The organism is Eisenbergiella tayi, from assembly GCF_001881565.1.
GTDB classification, from domain to species: domain Bacteria; phylum Bacillota; class Clostridia; order Lachnospirales; family Lachnospiraceae; genus Eisenbergiella; species Eisenbergiella tayi.
In genome coordinates this window covers 1,232,694-1,255,212 of sequence record NZ_MPDJ01000001.1, presented here as the reverse complement: position 1 = coordinate 1,255,212, position 22,519 = coordinate 1,232,694, and the positions used below count along the sequence as shown (strand labels likewise).

The following is a 22,519-nucleotide window of genomic DNA, read 5'->3' as shown; positions in this document are numbered from 1 at the left end:
CCGGGCCGGGCTGCCCTTTGTCCCCGCAGCATCCCCGGTTATACAGAGGTCCTTAGAGGGGACACTTTCGTTCGGATAACCACGCAGCGGTACTAAGGCTGCAAAGTACGCAGCCTAAGGACCGGCGTGTTTATAACGCCCCTTACAGGATCCTCTGTATAACCGGGGATGCTGCGGGGACAAAGGGCAGCCCGGCCCGGAGACGCAATCTCAACCGGCAAAGAGGGAGCCTGAACAGTTACAAAAACAAATGTGAGGAGGAAAAGAATGAAAAGAAACAAAATGAAAGGCCTGCTTATCGCAGCCGCAGCGGCAATTATCATGGCGGGGTGTTACGGGAAACAGGCGGGAAGCCAGGAAACAGGAGCTGAAAACAGCGCTGTGGGTAATACAGGTCAGGAGAGTGTGGCCGAGGCTGCGGATAGCACGGCGGATGAAGAGGTTGTTGAAGCGGTTCTTTTTCAGGATTCCGGAAGGCTGACTTCAAAGGATACGGATATGGTGCATCAGGCTATTATTGACCATACGGGTGTTGACCTGTCCCTGAATTATGTATCCGATAATGTGGAACAGAAATTTTCCCTTTTAGTAACGGGAGATACCATTCCGGATATCAGCGTATTAACCTATGATATGTATATGGAATATGCAAAACAGGGTGCGTTTTATGATATTACGGATCTGGTGGACAAGTATCCCAATCTGATGAAGTATGTTCCTGAGGCGTATTGGGAAAGCGTTAAGGTAGACGGCAAAATTTATGGTGTGCCTACGGCTAATGTGGAAGGAAAATATAATTTATACTTACGGGAAGACTGGCTGGAGAACCTGGGGCTGAAGGTGCCGGAAACCAGGGATGAATTTACGGAGGTTCTCAGAGCATTTACCGAGGATGATCCGGATCAGAATGGGAAAAATGATACCTACGGAATGGGGAATAACGATTTTACCGCCATTTATGCGATGTTTGGCATTTATCCCGGCTATTATCATGAGGAAGACGGAAAGGTGGAAATTGATTCTATCAGCCGGAATTATAAAGAATGTCTGGAATATATCCAGGAGCTGTATAAGGCCGGATATATTGACCCTGAAATTTTTACGGACACGGCAGAACAGTACAGGCAAAAAGTGAATCAGGGAAAATTCGGATGCTTTTCGGGATGGTGGTCTGAAATGGGATCCTTTGTGAGAGATTATGGTTTTACCGAATCTCAGCCGGACGGAAAGCTGATTGCAGTAAAGCCGCCGGCAGATGAGAGCAAGGGACAGGGTATGGTTGCGGCGAATGCTATGTCCAATATTATCTGTTTCTCCTTTAAGGATGAAGATAAAATTGACAGGCTTCTTAATTTTACGGACTGGATTTCCACCGACGAGGGATACCGTATCTGTAAGTATGGTATTGAAGGAATTCACTGGACCCTGGAAAATGGAGAACTGACATACAATGCAACCACGGATCCGGACAAAATGCGCCTGGACGGAGAGAAGATGGAAGGTGCGGATGCAGAAACCTATTCCATCCTGCAGCGTATGGACATATACCCGGAACAGCTGACAGAGGATGCCTTTAGGGACGCCTTTGAGCAGGCTGTGGCAAATCCCATGTACAGGAATCTGTTTATCCGCTTGTCTTCAGAGGAATATAGTATGTATAATGCGGATCTGGTAAAACTGACAGATGAGATGAGAGTAAAATATATTCTCGGAGACGCATCCTTTGATAAATGGGATGATTATGTAAAGGAATATATAAACATCGGCGGTCTTGATGTTGCGCAATCTTTACTTGATATTTATAATGAAAAAAATGGTACGGATTTAGTATTGGCAGATTATCAGTAAAAGTGTGGAAAGGCTGTAAGCGGCTGCCCGGAGAAGAGACGGCAGCCTATTACAGCCTTACATGCAGAATGGAAAGCAGGGCCAGATAAAAATAAAAAAGCAGGTTAAATATTATGCGGACTGAGAAAAAAACAAAGAGCATAGTTGGGAAAATCAACCTGCTTTTTTTTGCAGTTATAGCAATAAGCGCAGGAGCGATTGTTTCCCTTTATATGATCAAGCTTTCCAGAGATATGGTGGCTCTGGATGAAAAAAACCAGAGAGAGCTGTTGCTGAATGTAAATGAATCGCTCAATGCTGTCTGTGAACGAAGTGAAACGGCGCTGAATTATCTGCTTGGGATGGAGAAGCTTCAGAAGTATATTTCCAGTGATTTTCAAAATGACTCGGAGCATATATTTTCTCTTTATGATGCAAGCGAGGATATGACGACGATAAAATATATAAATAAAGATATCATTGAAGAAATCACTTTTTACAGTACGTATGCCGAACTGCCGGAACATGGCAACCAGTTCCACCATGCCGGATACCTGGAAAGGGATCCTCAGTTATCGGCCTTTATGAAGAGCAGGGACACAAGCGGCTGGTTTAAAAATGTGAGCAGTGAGATTTATCTGGAGACCGGGAAATCAGTGAGAACGCTGTATGCGGTGTATGCACGTAAAATAATGGGCCTGGAGGGGAGACAGCTGGGAATCTTTGTGGTACAGCTGAAAGAAAAGCAGCTCAAACAAATTCTGAATGAATCCGACGGGATTTATCTTATGGAAAGCCTTCCTGAGGACCGGGTGGGAATCTATAATTCCTATTTATCCGGATACGTTGTCCTACAGCAGGAGACAGCGGATATTGCCGCCACAGTGGTTGGGAATATCATATTTATTCTTGTAATTACCTGCTCCGGCCTTGGAATTATTGAATTCTTTATTCAGAAGCTCGTTAAAAAGATTTTCAAAAACATGTACCATATGCTGGGGGATATGGAGAAGATCGTGGATAATGATTTTTCGTCCAGGCTCCCGGAGAACCAGGAACAGGAGCTGAATGAAATTGCGGGGAAGGTCAATATACTTCTGGGAAGAATCCAGAAAAGCATTCAGTCCGTCATTGAACTGGAAAAACAGAAACAGCGTACGGAAATGATGGCTCTTCAGCTGCAGATGAATCCACATTTTTTCTATAATGGTTTGAGCATTGTACAGTATACACTGGAGGAAATGGATCGATACCGGGAATCCACTGCAATCAGTTATTTTTCCCGGATATTGAGATATAACATGCATCCTGGGGTATTGGCCGCCATCGGAAAGGAACTGGAGTGCGTCAGAAACTATGTGGAGTTTGTGAACGCTTTCCGAAGCCCTGGAATGGAGGTGGATTATCGTGTTGATGAAGCTCTGATGGATCTGAAGATACCGAAATTTATCCTGCAGCCGTTTGCTGAGAATGCGGTAAAATATGGGGATGGCAGATACCTGATCGTGTATGCGGCATATAACCAGGAAAAGCTTGTCCTTCAGGTAAAAAATACGGGCAACATATCGGAAAATGTCAGGTGCGCTGTGAATGAAACACTGAAGGATGCTTATGTGAAGGAAAATACGGGGAAAATCGGGCTGAAAAACATTGCTACCCGCCTGAAGCTTTTTTATGGGAAGGGCGCGGAAGTGGAAATACTTGAGGAAAAGGGATGGGTTATAGTGGAAATCCGCGTTGACAGAAGCGTTTTATCCGCTGTGGAGCGTATGGGGGTATAGATGTTAGAGGTGGTAATCATTGATGATGAGAAAATAGAAGCCGAGGGAAATAAACGCCGGGTGCTCCATATGAACCATTCGGAAATTGAAAGCGTGCGTGCTTTTACCTCTTCGGAGGAAGCGTTGGATTACCTGGAACAAACGAGTCATCTGACACTTGTAATTATCGATATTAATATGCCTGGCATGTCGGGGCTTCTGCTGATGGAAATCATGCAGGCGCGGCCGGAGTTCCGGTTTATTGTTGTCAGTGCATATGACAACTTCAAATACGCGCAGCAATCCATGATATACGGGGTGAAATATTACCTTTTAAAGCCATGCTCCTATGAAGAATTGAAAAAAGCGGTGGAAACCACTATTCTTGAATGGGACAGGGAGGTTTTGGAGCTGCAGGGGAAGATGACGGTTCCATGGAGCTATGTGCGCCGGATGGCTGAATTGTCGGCCTCGGAAAAGAAAGATAAGGAATACCATGTGTCGGTGCGGTGGGCTTTGGATTATATTGACCGGCATATATCGGAAAAGCTGAATATGGCTTTTCTTGCGAATAAAAGGAATCTCAATTACAGCTATTTCAGCCAGCTGTTTAAAAAAGAAACAGGCTACACCTTTTCTGATTATGTGAATATGAGAAGGATGCAGATCGCGGGAGAGCGGCTTCTTGAGGGCGCGGGTACGGAGGAGGTGTCGGAAGCTGTGGGCTTTGAAAGCGTAAAAAGTTTTTTCCGGGCATTTAAAAGCTATTATAAAATGTCACCCAGCGCGTGGAAAAAAGAGCATTCCGGCAGGAACTAGGCGATTGCGGATTTATGCCGGCACTCAGATACATGATTTGCCGACGGCTTGGAGGATAAAATGAATACGGATAAAATACTGACAGGATGGAATACATGGGATACCTACAGTGCCACGACTTATGTGCATATGCCGGAAGGATACGGAGTGCGTATCGGCCTGAAGGAATATTTGCGGGGACAGTATCTGCAGTATCCCAATATCGGAAGACTCGGGGAAACGGATGAAAAAATAAGGCCGGGACTCCATGCCTATGACGGAAGCTATACGGAGCTGGAATTGGAATGGAGACGGATAGCCCTTAAAATACAGACGGCTGTCCGTGATGACAGCCTGATTATCAGGATAGAACCGATGTCGAACACCACAAGATTCATTCCTTCCATCGTACTGGAAGGAGTTGTTCTATGGAATATGCCCGCCGTGTGCAGGAAAGATGAGCAGGGAATCGTCTGGGATGCCGGCGGGAAGACAAAGAGGCTGCAGCTCATTTCCGGGGTGCAAAATGATGATACCTATATGCCGGTTTCCGGTCCCTTTGTGTCGATACAGCTTGACCAGGCAGTCTGCTTCAGCATCGGCGAGAAGTATACGCCGGAACAGGCGGATGAAATCATCCGGGAAAATAAGGAGAAAATGCTCACCTATGCATCGGAGAAATATAAGGATTATGCGCAGGCCTGGATCGGAATGCAGACAAGCCTGGCCTGGAATCTAATTTACGACAGCAAAAATAAACGGCCCATGATTAATGTGAGCCGGCTTTGGAATATCGACAGAGGAGGATATGCGCTTTTCTGCTGGGATAATTTTTTCATGGGATTCATGGCTGCGATTGATGCGCCTGAGCTGGGCAAGAATAATATCATTGAAAACCTGAAAGAGGTGGAGGAGCTGGGCTTTGTTCCCAACGGCAGCTTCGGAAACGGAAGAAAATCCTTTGATCGTTCCCAGCCGCCGGTAGGAACCATGTGTGTATGGGAAGTATATAAAATGGATAAGGATGAAGAATTCCTGAAGGAAGCCTTTGACCTGCTGCTGCGCTGGAACCGCTGGTGGATGGAGAAAAGATATAATGGCGGGCTTCTATCCTGGGGTTCCGATGATTACGATAATAAATGGGAGATGGACGGCATCCATGAAACCTTTGGTGCATCGCTGGAATCCGGTATGGATAATTCACCTATGTATATTCCGGAGGAGGTTTATTTTAACCCGGAGAAAAATATACTCGAGCTTTGGGACGTGGCGCTGAATTCCATGTATATCTATGATTGTGAGCATCTGGCGGATATTGCGGGAATATTGGGCAGAAACGAAGAAAAAGAACTAAGGGAGAGGGCGGAAGCGTTTAAGAAGCTTTTACCCCGGCTGTGGAATGAAGAGCTTGGGATTTACTGCAACTATAAAACAGATGAGCAGAAGTTCAGCACGGTATTATCCCCCTGCAATTTTTATGCGCTGATGACAGGGCTGCCGGATGACAGGCAGGCTGAACGAATGATGAAAGAGCATTTTATGAATCCGGAGGAATTTTACGGAGACTGGATCATGCCTTCCATCGCTAGGAATCATCCCATGTATCCGGAAAATACATATTGGAGAGGAAGAATATGGGCGCCTCTCAATTTCCTGGTGTATATGGGAATGAGACGGTATGAGGGGCTGCCCGAGACGCGGATACTTGTGGATAAATCCATGGAATTGTTCATGAAGGAATGGACGGAGCACGGCCATGTTCATGAGAATTACAACAGTGAGAATGGCTATGGGGATGATGTTTTAAACAGCGACAGGAATTATGCATGGGGAGGACTGCTGGTTCTCATGACGTTAATGGAAGAAGGCCTGGCCTGATGAAGGTCGCTTTCGGAAACATGGGGGAGTGTGTCTGCAGACTGCAGGAATGAATCTGCAGATACACTCTAAGATAGGAGGAGTGGGGATTGGAAAAATGGACACAGGGCTGGCTTGCCTACACACCCAAAGCGGATATGGGGAATGGCAGGCTGGTTCAAAAGACGGCGATAGCGGACTTTGATAAAAGCAATGAGGTTATCGCAAATGCAGTGGGTGAGCTGGTTTATGGCATTAAGAAAATGCTAGACACCAGGACGGAAATAACCGATGAGGAAAAACCGGAAAGCGGTATTCTGATCCGACGGCAGCAGGAAATACCTGAAGGCGGCTGGCAAATAAAAGAAGAGCATAATATTCTGTATCTTCTGGCGTCGGAGGAAACCGGTGTTTTATATGGGGTATTTCATATCCTGCGTCAGATTGCCATGGAGAAAACGCTTTGCGGCGCAGAGTTTATCTGTGCGCCGGATAATCCGCTGCGGATGTTTAATCATTGGGATAATATGGACGGAAGCATTGAAAGAGGCTATTCCGGACGGTCCTTTTTCTTTCGTGACAATAAGGTAATTGTGGATGAACGTACCCGTGATTACTGCCGCCTTGTTTCCAGCGTGGGCATCAATGGAGTGGTCATTAACAATGTCAATGTAAACGATGCCGCCACCTGGCTGATCACGGATAAGTATCTGGATCGGGTGAAGGAGATCGCGGATATATTTGCCGGGTATGGAATAAAGCTGTTCCTGAGCCTGAACTTTGCGGCATCGATAGAATTGGGAGGGCCGGACAGCGCCGATCCGCTGGATGAAGCAGTTATTGAGTGGTGGAAGGCAAAAATAGCGGAGGTATATAACAAAATTCCCGGCCTGGGAGGCTTTCTGGTTAAAGCCGATTCCGAAGGACGGCCGGGGCCTTACACCTATGGGCGGACCCAGGCGGATGGTGCCAATATGCTGGCAGATATTATCAAGCCCTACGGAGGGATTCTTATCTGGCGCTGTTTTGTTTATAACTGCAAGCAGGACTGGCGCGATTATAAGACAGACCGGGCAAGGGCAGCCTATGATAACTTCATTGGCATGGATGGTGATTATCATGACAATGTTATCCTCCAAATCAAAAACGGCCCCATGGATTTCCAGATTCGTGAGCCGGTTTCCCCGCTTCTGGGAGGTCTGACAAAGACCAATCAGATGCTGGAGGTTCAGATTGCCCAGGAATATACGGGACACCAGATAGATGTATGCTATCTGATTCCCATGTTTAAGGAAGTACTGGATTTTAAGACATATTGTTCACCGGAGAAGGATACGGTTGCAGATGTTGTCGGCGGCCGGATGATGGGAAACAGAAATGCAGGTATCACAGCAGTATGCAATACAGGTGACGATGAAAACTGGACGGGAGGCGACCTGGCTGCCGCCAATCTTTATGGGTTCGGGCGCCTGGCATACCGTACGGATTTATCTGCAGAAGAAATTGCCGAGGAATGGATCCGCCAGACCTTGTCGAATGACAGGGAAGTTGTGGAAACGGTTAAGAAAATATTGCTGGATTCCAGAGAAGTGTATGAGAAATACACCAGCCCGCTGGGTATCGGCTGGATGGTAACTCCCGGGGAGCACTATGGCCCCAGCGTGGACGGATATGAATATTCCCGGTGGGGAACCTATCACAGGGCGGATCACTTGGGGCTTGGAGTCGACAGAACGGATTCCGGAACCGGTTATGCCCGGCAATATTATGAACCGAATGCTTCCATGTATAATAATGCGGAAACCTGTCCGGAGGAACTGCTGCTGTTTTTCCATCATGTATTATATACATACAGGCTGAAAACAGGGAAAACGGTGATTCAGCATATTTACGATTCTCACTTTGAAGGGGTGGAGGAAGTGGAAGGCATGATCGAGAGCTGGAAACGGCTGGAAGGCAAGGTAGATGATAAGGTATTTTCCGCGGTCATGCAGCAGTTTGACAGGCAGCTGGATAACGCACGGGAGTGGAGAGATCAGGTGAATACGTATTTTTACAGGAAGAGTGGGATTCCGGATCAAAAGGGGCGGAAAATATATTAATCCTTTATGAGGTTCCCATGCAAATATAATATGATATAATAATTAACATTAAGTTTCCGAAACAAAATAAATACGGAAAGGAATGCAGGGAAAAACAGATGGAGCTGAAGGACTTTTGTAAAGGAATAGGATTGATGGAGGAAGCGGCGGATAAGATGTTATCCCTGCCCATATCCGAAGAGGAGTATACCCGGAACCGGGAGCTATACAGACAGGATTATTTCGCCTTCTGTGAGCGGATAAAGGAAAAAGAGGATTTCCGAATATGGATGCTTGCGTATCTATGCCGGTTTGCCTGCGATACATACGATGTATACATGGAGCGTAACATTGCGGAAAAGATATTTTGGGACACCTTCCGTGATATTACCTATTGGTGTGAGAACTGCCTGCGTGACTATGGAGAATATGGTATTAATGAATATGGCTGGTTCTGGCGGCATCTGAAATTAACGCTTTTCAGGCTGGGCCGTCTGGAATTTGAACTCCTGGAAGCGGATCATGATATTACAGGTATTTTAGAAGGGAAAGCTTATAAAATCCCGAAGGGAACCCCTATAATTAACGTGCATATTCCGCAGGGGGATCCGCTTGTTAAGGAGGACTGTGAGAAGTCCTTTCAGCAGGCCTTCGCATGGTTTGGAACGGAAAAGCCATACCTGTGCCATTCCTGGCTGCTTTATCCGAAGCTGAGAGAATTACTGAAGCCGGAATCAAATATCATAAGGTTTCAGGAGCTGTTTACCCTGCTGGATACGGACATGGAGGGAACCGAGGCGGAGCAGAGGATTTTTGGAGAGGTTCTGTCAGATCCGGCGGGCTATTCCGAAAAAACCGGTCTGCAGAAGGCCGCAAAGAAGTTCCTGATGGAAGGGAAAAAGCTGGGAAACGGTCTTGGGATCTATCTGCCCGGCAGATAAAAAATCCCTGTTTAGTAGTTACAGTTCAGTCATAACGGTATATAATTAAGAAAAAATATGCCATTATGGACAGGGGGATAATATGAGACTTGGACTGAACTTTACACCGCCGCATGAAACACCGGAGGAATGGGCGGATATACTGATTGAGAGAGGCTATCGGGCAGCTTCCTTTCCGGTGAATTATAAAGCCCCGGCACACGTAATTGATGCCTATGTAAAAGCCGCAGCGGAACGGGATATCATGATTGCGGAGGTAGGGGTATGGAATTCGCCCCATCACCCGGATCCGGAGCAGGCGGCTCTTGCCAGGGAAGCCTGTCTGGAGCAGCTCCGGCTGGCTGAGTATATCGGGGCGGAATGCTGCGTAAATGTGTCGGGGGCGGCAGGCCCGGCATGGTATGGCTGTTATATGGAAAACTACAGCCGTAGATTATACCAGGAGAATGTGGAATTTATCCGGGATCTGTGCGACAGGGTGAAGCCGAAGAATACCTGTTATGCGCTGGAATCCATGCAGTGGATGCTTCCGGACTCACCGGAACAGTATTTTCAGTTTATTAAGGATGTGGACAGGGATGGGTTCAAGGTTCACATGGACATGGTGAATTTCATCAGGGATCCTTATCTGTATACCCATCAGGAAGAACTGGCCGGCCGGACCTTCGGGCTTCTGGGGAAGGATATCCGAAGCTGCCATCTGAAGGACTGCCTGATGGAGGACGGGACAACGGTTGTCATTCATGAGGTGCCCGCCGGAGAGGGCGGCGTGGATCTGGGAATGTATCTGAACCATATAAAAGCACTGGACAGGGATGTCCCCGTTCTTCTGGAGCATCTTCCGGATATGGAAACCTATGACAGGGCGCTTGCGCATGTGAAAAGCCTGTTGGCGGATTGATGAATAATACGTTAAAAAAGGAATGGTGTCACGAACCATTCCTTTTTGCTATAATAGGCTTATCTGATTCTGATAAAGGGAGGTATGGAAGTGGGGAGCGGGGCACAGAAAGAGATATTAAACCTTTTCAATGATATAAAGACACGTTTCATGCATCTTGGCTTAAAAAAGAAAACGGTCACCTTTGTCATGTGTACTTTTATCGGCACAGTGCTTTTGGCATCGATTGTGTTCGGTGTTGTCTATACCAATTCCTGGCGCAGCACTGTGGTGAACCATGTGAAAAGCATGGAGACGGAAAAAGAAGAGAATATCCGGAATTATTTTGATAATATGGACGGCCTTGCCTATAATATCTGCTACAGCAACTGGATGCAGGATATTTTTATGAAAAGCGTATCCATACAGAGAAGGCAGGAGATGGAAGAAAATGCCGGGGATTTTTTAGGCAGCCTGAGCACTTTGTATGAGGGGAACCAGTTCGCTATTATCGCCTTAAACGGCACAAGAGTAACCGGAACCGACAGCTACCGTCTGGATTACAATGTTGACATAGAACAGAAGGACTGGTATGAGGAGCTTATCAGGAACGGGAAATATGTGGAAGCGGGAGAAGGCAGTGACAGGGGGATTTACAGAAACCATCCGGAATGGAACATGACGATCTATTATGTCGTCCATGATTATAATACGCTGGAAAGAACCGGCTTTATGGTCATCACCATACCCCTGAAAAATATCAATAAGCTGCTTGATACCAGCTATGAAGGAACCTGGCTTGCCCTGGAGGAAAGGACCGGCGGGGTTATCTGTTCCGATATACCGGATAATCCGGATTTGGAAAGCAGGCTGGAAGAACTGCCCTATCGTGTGACGCGGACGGAGAACCGTTATTTCACTTCGAAAAAAGAAATCGATACGGAATTTTTCCGGTGGGATCTGATTACCGTGGTGGATGAAAAATATCAGACGATGAATAACCCAATGATGGTGCTTGTATTTGTGGGGATTCTGGTTTTGGTGGGATGCCTCCTTATAGTGGTGGCGGCTGCTGTTTCCAGGTATCTGACCAACCCCATTCTGGACTGTGCGGATGCGATGCTGGAAATACGTAATAATAACATAGGCATACAGATTGAGAATACATATTTTGATGAAATCGGGGAGCTGATAGATGGCTTTAATGAAATGTCCGGTTCGATTTATTCTCTGATAGAGAAGAATAAAATGATCAGCACGCTGCAGAAGAATGCGGAAATCAAGATTCTGGAAAGGCAGATTAACCCTCATTTTCTTTTTAATACGCTTGAGATTATCAACAGCCTGATATTAAACGGGAAGGAAAAGTCAGCCGTCAAGGTATGCGAGACTCTGGGGCAGTTATACCGGTATAACCTGAGGCAGAATAAGTGGATTACGCTTCGGGAGGAAATCGATTATACGATGCAGTATCTTCTTATTATGAAATATAAGATTAATGATTTAACGTATTTCTGTGATGTGGATGAGAAATTGATGGAGCTTCCATTTTTGAAAGCGATACTGCAGCCTTTGGTTGAGAATTCGATAAAGCATGGTTTTCAGAGAAAGCAGCAGGAGTGCTGTATTTCCATAAATATACGGAAGCATAACGAGAACCTTCATATAGAGGTGATGGATAATGGAGGGGGCATGGAAGAAGCGCAGCTTGCCTCGCTGAATGAGGAAATATATAAGATTTATGAGAATCCCATGGAACGTCTCGCGGAGGAGACGCATATAGGAATAAAGAATGTGGTACAGCGTATGTATCTGGAATATGGGGAGGCCTTCCGGGTAAAAATCATTTCCACGGCGGGCTTCGGGACAAGGATAGAACTGGAAATCCCTGAGGACGGCGGAAGAAGGGAGGAAAAGGCTTATGTATAGTATCTGTATTGCGGACGATGAAAAATATGTCCTGAAAAGCATTGCACAGAGGATAAGCAGCAGCGGTATGGAGCTGGAGGTGGTGGGGATGGCCGGCAATGGCCTGGAGGCCCTGGAGCTTTATGACAGGGAGCAGCCGGATATTTTCTTTGTGGATATTAATATGCCGGTGGTTAACGGCCTTGATTTTATAGAGCGGATCAGGAAAAAGGATCCGGATGTCCGGACGCGCTTTATTATCATCAGCGGTTATGATGATTTTGCATATATGAAAAAGGCGATTCAGCTGGGGGTCATCAATTATATTAAAAAACCTATTCTGCAGCAGGAATTTACGGATATGCTCCGGGATGTCTGCAGGCAGCTGGATGAGGAAAGGGAAAAGGAGGAGAAAAAAGAAGAGAATATTTATTCCTGGACGGATTTCCTTCAGCTGAGGAAATGGAAGGATATAGACGGGACTTATTTTCTTGTCAGGGGAAAAGAAATAGGAAAGGAAGCGGGAAACTGCCTGGGTGAACTGGAAGCGATGGGTGGGGGAAAGAGTTGGAAGGTCATCCGCTTTTACGGAGCGCCTGACATCCTTCTGCTTGTCTGGGAAGGAAAAAACTGTACGGGCAGGGAAATCGAAGCGGCAGCGGGGAAGAAATGTTTTTCCGGAGCGGAGCAGATTGTTTATATGACCGGTAAATGCAGGAATCCTGAGGAAATGATCGGCCAGTTTGAGGATACCCTGAATATCCGGTTTTATCATCCGGAATACAGGCTGATGAAAATAAAAAGCCAGAGCTGTGAAAAGCCGGGGATCTATTACGAGGCCTTTGAGGCGGCCCTGGAATGCACCAGAGAAAACAAGTATTCCGAATGTCTGAGTGAAATCATGAAGACTCTCTTTTCCGATGAGAATTATTGTAATTTAGTCAAGCAGGTCTATCAGTCTGTTATTTTGATAATAGCCAATAAGTATACGAAGTATGATTTGCAGCTGCCTGTCAAGCTGCGTCAGGAGCTGTTCCCATTCGCTGCGGCAGCCTTTGAAAACAAAAGGGACATGTTTTCGAGGCTTGACGGATATTCGGAGGAAATCAATAAACGGATAGGGGAAATCCTGTCGAGGAGCGAATTGGTTGACAAGGTAATACAATATATCGGGCTGCATTATAAGGAGGAAATCAATTTAGGCGACCTTGCGGGAGAATTTTTTGTGGTACCCACTTATCTGGCAAAAAGGTTTAAGGAAAAGAAGAACTGTACGGTAATGCAGTATCTGGAAAATGTCCGGCTGAAGAAAGCGAGAGAGCTTCTGGAAACATCGTCCTTATCTATTTCGGACATATCGCTTATGGTGGGGTATAATGATCCGAATTACTTCGCCCGGAGCTTTAAGAAGGTTTATGAACTGACACCGCGGGAATACAGAAATATATGCGGTGAGGAATAAAAGAGGATGCAGGAAATCTGAAATATCAGGTTTTCCTGCATCCTCTTTTTATGAAACGGAAAAATTGTGCTAGTAGCATGATAATATTGTACTAGGAGCGGAGCCTGAAAACCAATATTATATACATGTCGACGGACGAAACTATTAATTAGAAAGGGAGAGGTAAAAAATGAAGAAAAAGTTATTGGCATGGTTTATCGGAGTTTGTATGGTATGTACATGTGTGGGATGCGGGAGCGGAGGAAATACTGCTGCAGCCGGAAGTACAGCCGGCTCAGGACAGACGGAGGCTTCCCAGGCGGAAAGCTCCTCAGGGGAGAAGAAAAAAGTAACCTTCTATATGTGGGCGTCGGATGCCGAACAGGAATTTGATAAGGCGATCGTAGCCCAATATGAAAAAGAAAACCCGGATATTGATATTGAAGAAAACTATATTCCCTATGCGGAGTATCTGAGCAAAATCAATACGATGGCAGCGGCCGGAAGCATGCCTGATATTTTCAACCTGCCGGAGGGAAATGTATTTGAATGGGGCGAAAAAGGAGCGCTGCTGGATCTGAAGCCTTTATATGAAGCCGCGGGAGTGAATCCTTCCGATGTTTCTGTGGATTCTGCTATTTTTTCCACGGATGAAAATGTATGGTCGGTAGGCTATAACGTGACAACTCTGTGTTTGTATTATAACAAGGAGCTTTTGGAAGAGAATGGGATTGCGTTCCCCGGCATTGATGCATCACAGCCCTGGTCATGGGATGAGTTCGTGGAAAATGCCAAAAAGATTACGAAGGACAGCAGCGGCAGCGGACCTGACGATGCGGCTTTCGATCCGGACAACATCACGGTGTATGGGACGATGATGCCTACAGACTGGGTAAAATTCATACCCTTGCTCCATACCAATGATTCGGGAATTCTGAATGAAGATGGTACGGCTCTGGGAATCAGCTCTGATGCAGGGATCGAAGTGATTCAGTCCATTGCCGATTTGGGGAATAAGATTCACTGCGCACCCTCCAATGCCATGGCAAAAGGCGCGTTTTCAGATGCCTCCGCCATGCTGATGAACGGACAGGTTGCCATGGTAATTGACGGCGGCTGGGCGCTTGCCAATTATACCAATGAAGGCTTTGACGTAGGCGTGGCTCCGATCCCGGCCTTTAAGCATCCGGCGGATATCAGCTGGACTGCCGGTCTTTGTATGTCACCTAATGCGGCTGACAATAAAGAAGCATTTGATTTTTATCAGTACTTTACCAATTTTACCAATTCCATTCAGGCTGCACTGGATCAGGGTGTTTCTCTCGGCGGCCTTCCTCATACGCTGGAAGTATTTGACGGAGGGGAAAATGAGGCAAAATGGGTTTCCACTTATACGAAAGTAGATGCGACGCAGATGTGTGAGGCCTTCAAAAATATTCTGCAGGCGGATACCACTGTCCTGGGAGATAATGTCAGAGTGAAAAACTTCCCGGTTATCGTGGATAATACCATTGTTCCCGCGCTTGACAATGTCTGGCTGGGAGAGGTATCTGCAAAAGAGGCTCTGGAAGCGCTTGATCTGTCCGACAGCATAGATGGTTACTGGAAATAAATAAATGGCGGCGGGATACCGGATGGCAGCAGATATACGGCTGCCGTCCGGGTATCCTGCGGGCAAGACTGGAGGGCAGTTAAAGATGAAAAAAAAGGAGAGGATGTCATTAAAGGAAAAGACCCAGCTGAAATGGGGGTATTTCTTTATCGCTCCGGCAATTATCGGTTTGGTTTGTTTTAATTTCGGTCCCATGCTGTTCAGTATGTGGCTCAGCTTTACAAAATGGGATGTGATCACACCTCAGGAATTTATAGGCATAAAAAATTATGTAAATCTTTTTAAGGATCCGCTTGTGATCAAGTCGTTGAAGGTGACGGCATATTATACTCTTCTGAGCGTTCCGCTCGTCACCTGTATCCCTTTGCTGATAGCCATGCTGCTGAATACAAAGGTGAAGGGGCTGTCCGTATTCCGGACAATTTTTTATATTCCTTCCATTGTGCCGGTAGTGGCAAGCTCCGCCATCTGGATGTATATTTATAATCCTATGTATGGCCTGCTGAACAGTATTATCAAATCCTTTGGCGGGCATACCCACAATTTTATTTTCAGCCCCAAAGAGGTTATCCCTTCCCTTGCCGTGATGGCAGTCTGGGCGGCGGGCAATACGGTCGTTATCTATCTGGCCGGACTGCAGGGAGTATCCAAGCAGCTGTATGAGGCGGCGGAAATCGATGGTGCGGGCGGTTTTGCCAAGTTCAGAAAGATTACCATTCCCATGATGACTCCTATTATTTTCTATAACTTTGTTATGGCAATTATCGGCTCCATGCAGACCTTTACCCAGTCCTATATTATGACCGACGGCGGGCCGTCCAACGCCAGCCTTTTCTATTCCCTGCTGGTATACCGCACCGCCTTTAAACAGTCACAGATGGGGTATTCGGCGGCGATGTCCTGGATATTATTTCTTATCATTGCGGCGCTCACCGCATTTGTGTTTAAGACCTCGGACAACTGGGTGATTTACGAGAATGGAGATTGATTATGAAAAAAAAGAATAGAGGAAAGATTGTTTCTTATATATTGCTCTTCGGCATATCAATACTGATGCTGTTCCCTTTTTTCTGGATGGTGCGTAGTTCATTTATGACAAACAGGGAAATCATGACGACACCTATCCAGTGGCTGCCCAGCCATTATAATCTGGACAATTTCAGGGATGCTTTTGCACGCGCCCCCTTTTCCAGGTATTTTGTGAATTCGGCGGTTATTGTGCTTATCAATATGGCGGGAAGCATACTCAGTTCAAGCTTTATTGCCTTTGGCTTTTCCAGGCTTCGTTTTGTGGGAAAAAACTTGTGGTTTGCCCTGTTATTGTCTACAATGATGATACCGCAGACTGTTTTGATGATTCCCCAATTCCTCATCTGGCAGGCGGTTGGGGCTTATAATACCTTTGTTCCCCTGACGCTGCCCTGCTTTTTCGGAAGCGCCTTTAATGTATTTCTGGTAAGGCAGTTTTATTCGGGGATTCCGAAGGAATACGATGAAGCGGCGCTGGTGGACGGCGCCAATTATTTTGTGATATATCTGCGCATTATTGTTCCTATGGCAAAGCCGGTATTATGTACGGTGGGGGTATTCACCTTTATGAATACCTGGAATGACTTTATGGGGCCGCTGCTGTATCTGGATAAGGAAAACCTGAAAACAGTTTCCCTCGCGCTGCAGAATTTTATGGGACAGCATGTAAGCGAGTGGAATCTTATGATGGCCTTATCTTCGGTTATCACTCTGCCGATGATTGCAGTATACTTTATGGCACAGAGATATTTTATTGAAGGAATTACCTTTTCCGGCCTGAAAGGGTAGGGAAAGAAAACATAATAAAAAGGGATTTGAAAGAAGGAGGTAGAAGGATGTATCTGGATTTAAAAGAGGTACCGTTCAGCACCAGGGGGAGCTATATGGCGGTATCGTATCATGAAAAGAATTTCCGCGGATCCGGAATGGAGGAGGGGCTGTATCTCAGGACTGTCCATGGAAATGCAAAAACGCCCTTTGTGGCGGGAATATCGCCTTTGCAGGACGGTAAGGCCTGTACATACAGGATAGAAGCGCACCCGGAAAAGGTGGAACTGAAATGGGAGGAAGGAATGGTCACATTGGCCTATGCGGATTCCGATACGCTTCTGATAAGCGGGAGAGGAAAAGGGGCCGGAATCAGGCTGGATTTCCTTCCGGGAGAGGCCTTTGATTTTATCCAGCCGGTTTTATCCGGAAAGGATACCTGGTATCTGGCGGACTGCTTTAAGAATTACATGAGATATATGCTGTTTAACCAGGCCGGAAGGATTGCGCTTCACCAGGAATGGAAGGTGAGCAATTCGGAATTCTGCCAGCTTGATGTCCTGGAGGAAAACGGGGAATTCCTGCTGGTGCTGGAGGAAGTCAGGGATTCCTGGATAAACCGCAATATCAGCTATGATATACAGGAAGTATGCCGAAATGCGCGGGAAGATTTTGAGCGTTTTTATCAGTCCATGCCCTCTGTGCCGGAAGAATACGAAGATGCCAGGGAAAAGGCGGCTTATGTTAACTGGAGCAGTATCGTGAATAAGCTTGGATTTCTTAAAAGAGACGCCATGTTTATGTCGAAAAACTGGATGTGCAATGTCTGGAGCTGGGATCACTGCTTTAACGCCCTGGCATTGGCATATCATAATCCGAAGGAGGCCTGGAATCAGTTCATGATCATGTTTGATCATCAAAGTGAGACAGGGCGGATTCCTGACAGCATTAATGACTCTATCGTCATTGACAATTATTGTAAGCCTCCCATTCATGGCTGGACACTGCGCCGGTTAAAAAGAATTATGAAGCTTGACATGGAACAGCTTGAGGAAGCATATGGAAAGCTGAGCAGATGGACACTGTGGTGGCTGAATTACCGGGATCAGGACGGCGACGGCCTCTGCGAATATACACATGGAAATGATTCCGGCTGGGATAATTCCACACCCTTCCGTATGCTTCCTCCTGTCACTCTGCCGGATTTGGCTGCGTTTCTCATAATTCAGATGGATGAACTGAGTGTCCTTGCGGAGCAGACAGGACGCAGGGCCGACAGTGTCCTGTGGAAGGAACGGTCGGAGAGCATGCTTTCCCGGATGCAGGAAAAGCTATTTGACGGAGGCAGGCCTAAAGCCCTTCAGACAGTTACCGGAAAGGAAATCGAGAATAACAGTCTGCTCCTCTATCTTCCTGTGGTGCTTGGGAAAAAGCTTCCGGCGGATATCAGGGGATATCTGACGGAGCAGCTTAAAAGTGATAAGTTCCTCACAGAGTTCGGACTGGCTACGGAAAGCCCGTCCAGCGAGCTGTACGAAGCAGACGGCTATTGGAGAGGCCCCATATGGGCACCCAGCACGATGCTTCTTGCTGATGGCCTATGGGAATGCGGAGAAGAAGATTTCGTCCGTGATATAACCCATCGTTTCTGTAAGGTAGTACAGCAAAGCGGCTGTGCGGAGAATTTCGATGCGCTGACCGGAGCGGGGCTGAGAGATCGTGCGTATACCTGGACAGCCAGTGTTATGCTTGTCATGGCTCATGAATATCTTGGGTAAAAAGGGATAACGGATTGGAAGGCGGCATTCTTGCCGCCTTTGAATGACGGAATCACCTGAATGATACTCATACCGGAACCATTTACATGGAAGAACTAACATATCAGGATGCCGCACAGGACGGCATGGCGGGGAGGCTGGAATGGCACTAAACTGCAGAATAGAAAAAGACGGAAGCCTTACGGTAAGCAGCGGTACGGCTTATCTTATAAGAAATATGTATCCGGGAATCGACGGACATTCCCTTCATGTGATACGGATTATAAAGGAAGAAAATAAAGTAGTCTGGGAAACAGTTCATGGAAAAGTAGCATGCAGTCTGCATGAAGAAGAGGAAAGTTTCGAACTGGAATTTTCCCTGGATAATTATACAGGCCCGATTCATACCCTTTATTTCTTTTATCAGGCTGACATCCGGGCCGAAGGCTTTTACCAGGCGGCGGAAGGGATGGGAGGAGATACCGGCTATTATGGGAAAAACAGCATGCTTGAAAGGGGAACGATCGTAAGCTATGGTTTATGTTCGCTGAAGCTTCCCGGGGGGCATGCACTCACCATCTATCCGGTTTCGCAGAAGCACTATGAGACCGTCTGTGAGGTGAATGCCCGGGAGAACGTCAAATATACGGACGGAAGCGGCAAACACAGCACAGAAACAGAGCTGTCACTGTCTGTCGGCGCACGGATGGAAAATACCGGAAGGGAACAGGTCATTTTTGAAAGGCTCAGGTTCCTCCTGACCCCTTCCATGGAAGAAGGCCTGGAAAAAGCCGCGGAAGAAATCGGCAGAAACATGTCGGCCAGACTCTTAATGCCGCCGGCCTATCACTGGTGCTCCTGGTATTACTGCTACCAGAACTTTGACAGAATACAGCTGAAAGAATACCTGGAAGGCTTTTCCCAGCTGGAATGCAGCAAAGAAATCAGGTATTTTCAGCTGGACGTAGGATACTGCACCTCCATAGGCGACTGGCTGGAACCGGGCGAACGGTTCCCGGAAGGCCTGGAAGAGGCATTTCAGGAGATAAAAAAGGCCGGATACATTCCGGGCATATGGGTAGGAGCATTTATGGTCGGCAACAGAAGCAGACTCTACGGAGAACATCCGGACTGGGTACTGCATGATTGGGAAGGGAACCCCATACGGCCCTGGATTACAGACAATGAGCCCAAACCATGGGGATACCAGGATGAAGAATATTATTGCCTCGACACCTCCCACCCCGAAGCCATGGCCTACATGAAGCATGTCTTCACCACCCTGAGAAAATGGGGCGCCGGGATGTTCAAGACGGATTTTATGCTCTGGGGCCTCCAGGACAGCAGCCGTGTGAAAAGATACAATCCCGGTAAAACTTCTATAGAATATTACAGGGAATACCTGCAGATGATCCGTGAAGCCATCGGAGAAGACAGCTACTGGCTGGGCTGCATAGCCCCCTTCCTCCCCTTTGTGGGATATGCCGACGGCATGCGGATAGGCGGCGACGTTGGTTCCAGCTGGGACGGTGAATTCGGCCCTCAGAATATGATGCGCTGCCTGACCGGAAATAACTATACGAATCACCGCTATTACCAGACAGACCCCGATGCCGTCATGCTGCGGGATTTCCAGATCCGCCTGACAGAACGGGAGACAGAAAGCCTGGCACTGCTGGCGGCTGTATCGGGAAGCTGCATTTACACTTCCGATCCCCTCCACAAAATAGCCCCTGCCCGGCAAAAGCTTTTTGATTTCATCCGCCCTGACAAAAGAAGAAAACCCTCCCTGCCTTTTCTTTCGGAGGAACGCCCTGAAATTGTCATGGTACACAAAGAAAACAACAAAGGCCTGATATATATACTCAACAAATCAGAGGCTGATTTTTACTACGCCTATGATATCGGGAAACTCGGTTTTACTCCCGACTGGCATATATTCCGCTTAAAAACAGGCAGGAAAGAAGAACTGTGGAAAAATAATCTTGTGGTCAGCATTCCGCCTCATGGCTGCCGCCTGTTCATTCTTTCAAGGGAAGAACAGATTATTCCGGATTATGAAAGTTTATGGAATAACCTGCAGTAATATGGCAGGATACCTTGCTGCACCATACAGGTCAGGGAAAACTGTCTTCCAGGCAGAGCCGTCCCCAGCCCCACTGGCTGTCAGGATAGTGCTGCTGTCCGCGCCGCCTGGCTCCCTTCAGCAGGCAGGCCTTTAGCTTTTCCCCATACAGATAAGGATCATTACCCTTTACGATACCCCATTCCATCAGTAAGGCCGCGGCTCCGGTAACGAAGGGAGTGGCGAAAGAAGTGCCGGTTACCCTGTCATAGCCGCCGCCTGCCGCTGTGCTCATAATATCCACACCCGGGGCGGCTAGATCGGGCTTGATGCTTTGATTCAGGCGAGTGGGGCCACGGCCGGAAAAGGTGGCATAATTATTATTGTGGTGATTATAAGCACCAACCGAAATGACCTTTCTGGCGGTAGAGGGGATGGTGAGCGTAGTATCACCGTCCGGATAATAAAATCTGGACATGCTGTTTAAGGAAATGCTTCCCGGCATCCAGATATCATATTTTCCGTCAATAATATTCTGCGCTTCCAGATGGACACTCCAAAGGCCCGGCTGCAGATAATAGCTTCGGTTAATAAAATCGATGAAGATCTCCTGGGACATGGAATACGGACTCGGTTCGCCATAGAAGATTATGAGTTCCATGTCCTCAGCCGACACTTTTACCGTTTTATTTTTTGTTACCAGCGGGCCTACCCGGATCCCTGTTGGGGTTATCAGTGAGATGCTGATATCGTCGACATACTGTTTCCAAAGCTGGAGACAGAGATTTGTTTCGTAAGGGCTGATACTGAAGTATACATCTTCCGTCTGGCCGGTCTTCAGCAGGCCGCCGGTATGAGTCGCCGCCGCGGCTTCGTTGCCTGTACCGACACAAATAGCCGTCCGTCCGATTCCTGCAATCTGGTCGATAAACTGCTCTAACAGAGATTCCCCGTCATGGCCGCCGTAATTGTTGCCGAAACTCAGATTGATGGCAGTAGGGCGGCCAAGCGCCACCCCTTTCCGGCTGACATAATCGATTGCCTGCATCAGCTCCAGAGTTCGGGGAAAACCGGAAGCGTCCGGGGTACCCAGCTTGACAACGATGATATCACAGTCAGGCGCTGCGCCGGGATAGTTACGGTTAGAGGCACGTCCGTTTCCGGCGGCAATCCCTAATACGGCAGTTCCATGTCCGGAAAAATCCCAGTGGGGCAGCAGCTGCTCCCGTTCAGAACGATTCTGAAGCCTGAGTGCTGCATTTATCTGTTCCCGGGTAAATTCGGCACCCTGGCGATATCCTGAAGGCGGAGTGCCCGCGGCCCCCTGATCCCAGATAAACAGAATCCGCGAGCTGCCGCTGTCGTCGATGAAATCCGGATGGGTATAATCAATGCCGGAGTCAATGCAGGCGATAATCGTCCCCCGTCCAAGAAGACTGTCCGGTAGTTCCGGGTTAGAATAGTGACGGTAATTTAAGATACAGGAAGAAGTGACAGCCGTATTTACAGCAGTATACAGGGTTTTGGGTTTTTCAATAAATTCAACCAGCGGGTTGGCGGTTAAACGGGGGATATCTGCTTCGTTTAAAGTCACAATGGCATAACCGCCCTGCAATACTGTGACGGCGGCATAATCACTGATGGAGCTTAAGTCGCCCGAATATTTAATGATCAAGTCCCATTGCTTCGTATCCGAATGAAAGCCGGAATCCAGGATTAAGGATTCTTTGCGTTCCGTTTCCGTAACCTGCAGGGAGACATTCAGTAAATTTTCTAATTTTTGACTTTCCATAGT

The 22,519-nt window shown here is 47.2% G+C and carries 15 protein-coding genes; 14 read left to right on the top strand and 1 reads right to left on the bottom strand.

Features of this window, described 5'->3' with window-relative positions:
- The first annotated feature begins 267 nt into the window (after positions 1-267).
- From BLA28_RS05175 to BLA28_RS05110, 14 genes are all read left to right on the top strand, one after another.
- Positions 268-1,848 (top strand): extracellular solute-binding protein, encoded by a 1,581-nt coding sequence (locus tag BLA28_RS05175; protein ID WP_069156223.1) that lies wholly within the window; start codon positions 268-270, stop codon positions 1,846-1,848.
- A gap of 113 nt (positions 1,849-1,961) precedes the next feature.
- On the top strand, positions 1,962-3,608 hold the full coding sequence (locus BLA28_RS05170) for a cache domain-containing sensor histidine kinase (protein ID WP_069156222.1): 1,647 nt from the start codon (positions 1,962-1,964) through the stop codon (positions 3,606-3,608).
- Positions 3,609-4,406 (top strand): response regulator transcription factor, encoded by a 798-nt coding sequence (locus BLA28_RS05165; RefSeq protein ID WP_069156221.1) that lies wholly within the window; start codon positions 3,609-3,611, stop codon positions 4,404-4,406.
- A 60-nt stretch (positions 4,407-4,466) separates the two neighbouring features.
- A complete protein-coding gene (locus BLA28_RS05160) occupies positions 4,467-6,263 on the top strand; it encodes an MGH1-like glycoside hydrolase domain-containing protein (RefSeq protein ID WP_069156220.1) in 1,797 nt (598 codons plus the stop codon).
- Positions 6,264-6,352: 89 nt separating this feature from the next.
- Positions 6,353-8,344, top strand: coding sequence for an alpha-glucuronidase (locus tag BLA28_RS05155; RefSeq protein ID WP_069156219.1), 1,992 nt, complete (start codon positions 6,353-6,355; stop codon positions 8,342-8,344).
- A 98-nt stretch (positions 8,345-8,442) separates the two neighbouring features.
- The gene (locus BLA28_RS05150) at positions 8,443-9,264 is read left to right on the top strand and encodes an acyltransferase domain-containing protein (RefSeq protein WP_069156218.1); all 822 of its coding nucleotides are present in this window, start codon (positions 8,443-8,445) and stop codon (positions 9,262-9,264) included.
- 82 nt (positions 9,265-9,346) lie between these two features.
- On the top strand, positions 9,347-10,165 hold the full coding sequence (locus tag BLA28_RS05145) for a sugar phosphate isomerase/epimerase family protein (protein WP_069156217.1): 819 nt from the start codon (positions 9,347-9,349) through the stop codon (positions 10,163-10,165).
- 84 nt (positions 10,166-10,249) lie between these two features.
- Positions 10,250-12,073, top strand: coding sequence for a cache domain-containing sensor histidine kinase (locus tag BLA28_RS05140; protein ID WP_069156216.1), 1,824 nt, complete (start codon positions 10,250-10,252; stop codon positions 12,071-12,073).
- Positions 12,066-13,514, top strand: a complete 1,449-nt coding sequence (locus BLA28_RS05135; RefSeq protein WP_069156215.1) for a response regulator transcription factor — start codon at positions 12,066-12,068, stop codon at positions 13,512-13,514. The genes BLA28_RS05140 and BLA28_RS05135 overlap by 8 nt, the downstream gene beginning before the upstream one ends.
- A gap of 169 nt (positions 13,515-13,683) precedes the next feature.
- Positions 13,684-15,105: an ABC transporter substrate-binding protein gene (locus BLA28_RS05130; protein ID WP_069156214.1), complete on the top strand. Its 1,422-nt coding sequence runs from the start codon at positions 13,684-13,686 to the stop codon at positions 15,103-15,105.
- A gap of 85 nt (positions 15,106-15,190) precedes the next feature.
- Entirely contained in the window at positions 15,191-16,093 is a 903-nt protein-coding gene (locus BLA28_RS05125) for a carbohydrate ABC transporter permease (protein ID WP_069156620.1), read from the top strand.
- Between the two features lie 2 nt (positions 16,094-16,095).
- Positions 16,096-16,923, top strand: coding sequence for a carbohydrate ABC transporter permease (locus tag BLA28_RS05120; RefSeq protein WP_044969881.1), 828 nt, complete (start codon positions 16,096-16,098; stop codon positions 16,921-16,923).
- A gap of 47 nt (positions 16,924-16,970) precedes the next feature.
- The gene (locus BLA28_RS05115) at positions 16,971-18,680 is read left to right on the top strand and encodes an amylo-alpha-1,6-glucosidase (RefSeq protein WP_069156213.1); all 1,710 of its coding nucleotides are present in this window, start codon (positions 16,971-16,973) and stop codon (positions 18,678-18,680) included.
- A gap of 142 nt (positions 18,681-18,822) precedes the next feature.
- Positions 18,823-20,745: a glycoside hydrolase family 36 protein gene (locus BLA28_RS05110; protein WP_069156212.1), complete on the top strand. Its 1,923-nt coding sequence runs from the start codon at positions 18,823-18,825 to the stop codon at positions 20,743-20,745.
- Between the two features lie 31 nt (positions 20,746-20,776).
- Here BLA28_RS05110 and BLA28_RS05105 read toward each other — a convergent pair whose 3' ends face one another.
- A complete protein-coding gene (locus BLA28_RS05105; RefSeq protein WP_069156211.1) occupies positions 20,777-22,516 on the bottom strand; it encodes a S8 family peptidase in 1,740 nt (579 codons plus the stop codon).
- Positions 22,517-22,519: the final 3 nt, after the last annotated feature.

What these genes read in the sequence shown, in the direction of transcription:
- BLA28_RS05170 (WP_069156222.1), top strand. Translation starts at nt 1,962, where the DNA reads ATGCGGACTGAGAAAAAAACAAAGAGCATAGTTGGGAAAATCAACCTG.
- BLA28_RS05115 (WP_069156213.1), top strand. Translation starts at nt 16,971, where the DNA reads ATGTATCTGGATTTAAAAGAGGTACCGTTCAGCACCAGGGGGAGCTAT.
- BLA28_RS05145 (WP_069156217.1), top strand. Translation starts at nt 9,347, where the DNA reads ATGAGACTTGGACTGAACTTTACACCGCCGCATGAAACACCGGAGGAA.
- BLA28_RS05165 (WP_069156221.1), top strand. Translation starts at nt 3,609, where the DNA reads ATGTTAGAGGTGGTAATCATTGATGATGAGAAAATAGAAGCCGAGGGA.
- BLA28_RS05125 (WP_069156620.1), top strand. Translation starts at nt 15,191, where the DNA reads ATGAAAAAAAAGGAGAGGATGTCATTAAAGGAAAAGACCCAGCTGAAA.
- BLA28_RS05110 (WP_069156212.1), top strand. Translation starts at nt 18,823, where the DNA reads ATGGCACTAAACTGCAGAATAGAAAAAGACGGAAGCCTTACGGTAAGC.
- BLA28_RS05160 (WP_069156220.1), top strand. Translation starts at nt 4,467, where the DNA reads ATGAATACGGATAAAATACTGACAGGATGGAATACATGGGATACCTAC.
- BLA28_RS05135 (WP_069156215.1), top strand. Translation starts at nt 12,066, where the DNA reads ATGTATAGTATCTGTATTGCGGACGATGAAAAATATGTCCTGAAAAGC.
- BLA28_RS05130 (WP_069156214.1), top strand. Translation starts at nt 13,684, where the DNA reads ATGAAGAAAAAGTTATTGGCATGGTTTATCGGAGTTTGTATGGTATGT.
- BLA28_RS05175 (WP_069156223.1), top strand. Translation starts at nt 268, where the DNA reads ATGAAAAGAAACAAAATGAAAGGCCTGCTTATCGCAGCCGCAGCGGCA.
- BLA28_RS05120 (WP_044969881.1), top strand. Translation starts at nt 16,096, where the DNA reads ATGAAAAAAAAGAATAGAGGAAAGATTGTTTCTTATATATTGCTCTTC.
- BLA28_RS05105 (WP_069156211.1), bottom strand. Translation starts at nt 22,516, where the DNA reads ATGGAAAGTCAAAAATTAGAAAATTTACTGAATGTCTCCCTGCAGGTT.
- BLA28_RS05150 (WP_069156218.1), top strand. Translation starts at nt 8,443, where the DNA reads ATGGAGCTGAAGGACTTTTGTAAAGGAATAGGATTGATGGAGGAAGCG.
- BLA28_RS05140 (WP_069156216.1), top strand. Translation starts at nt 10,250, where the DNA reads ATGGAAGTGGGGAGCGGGGCACAGAAAGAGATATTAAACCTTTTCAAT.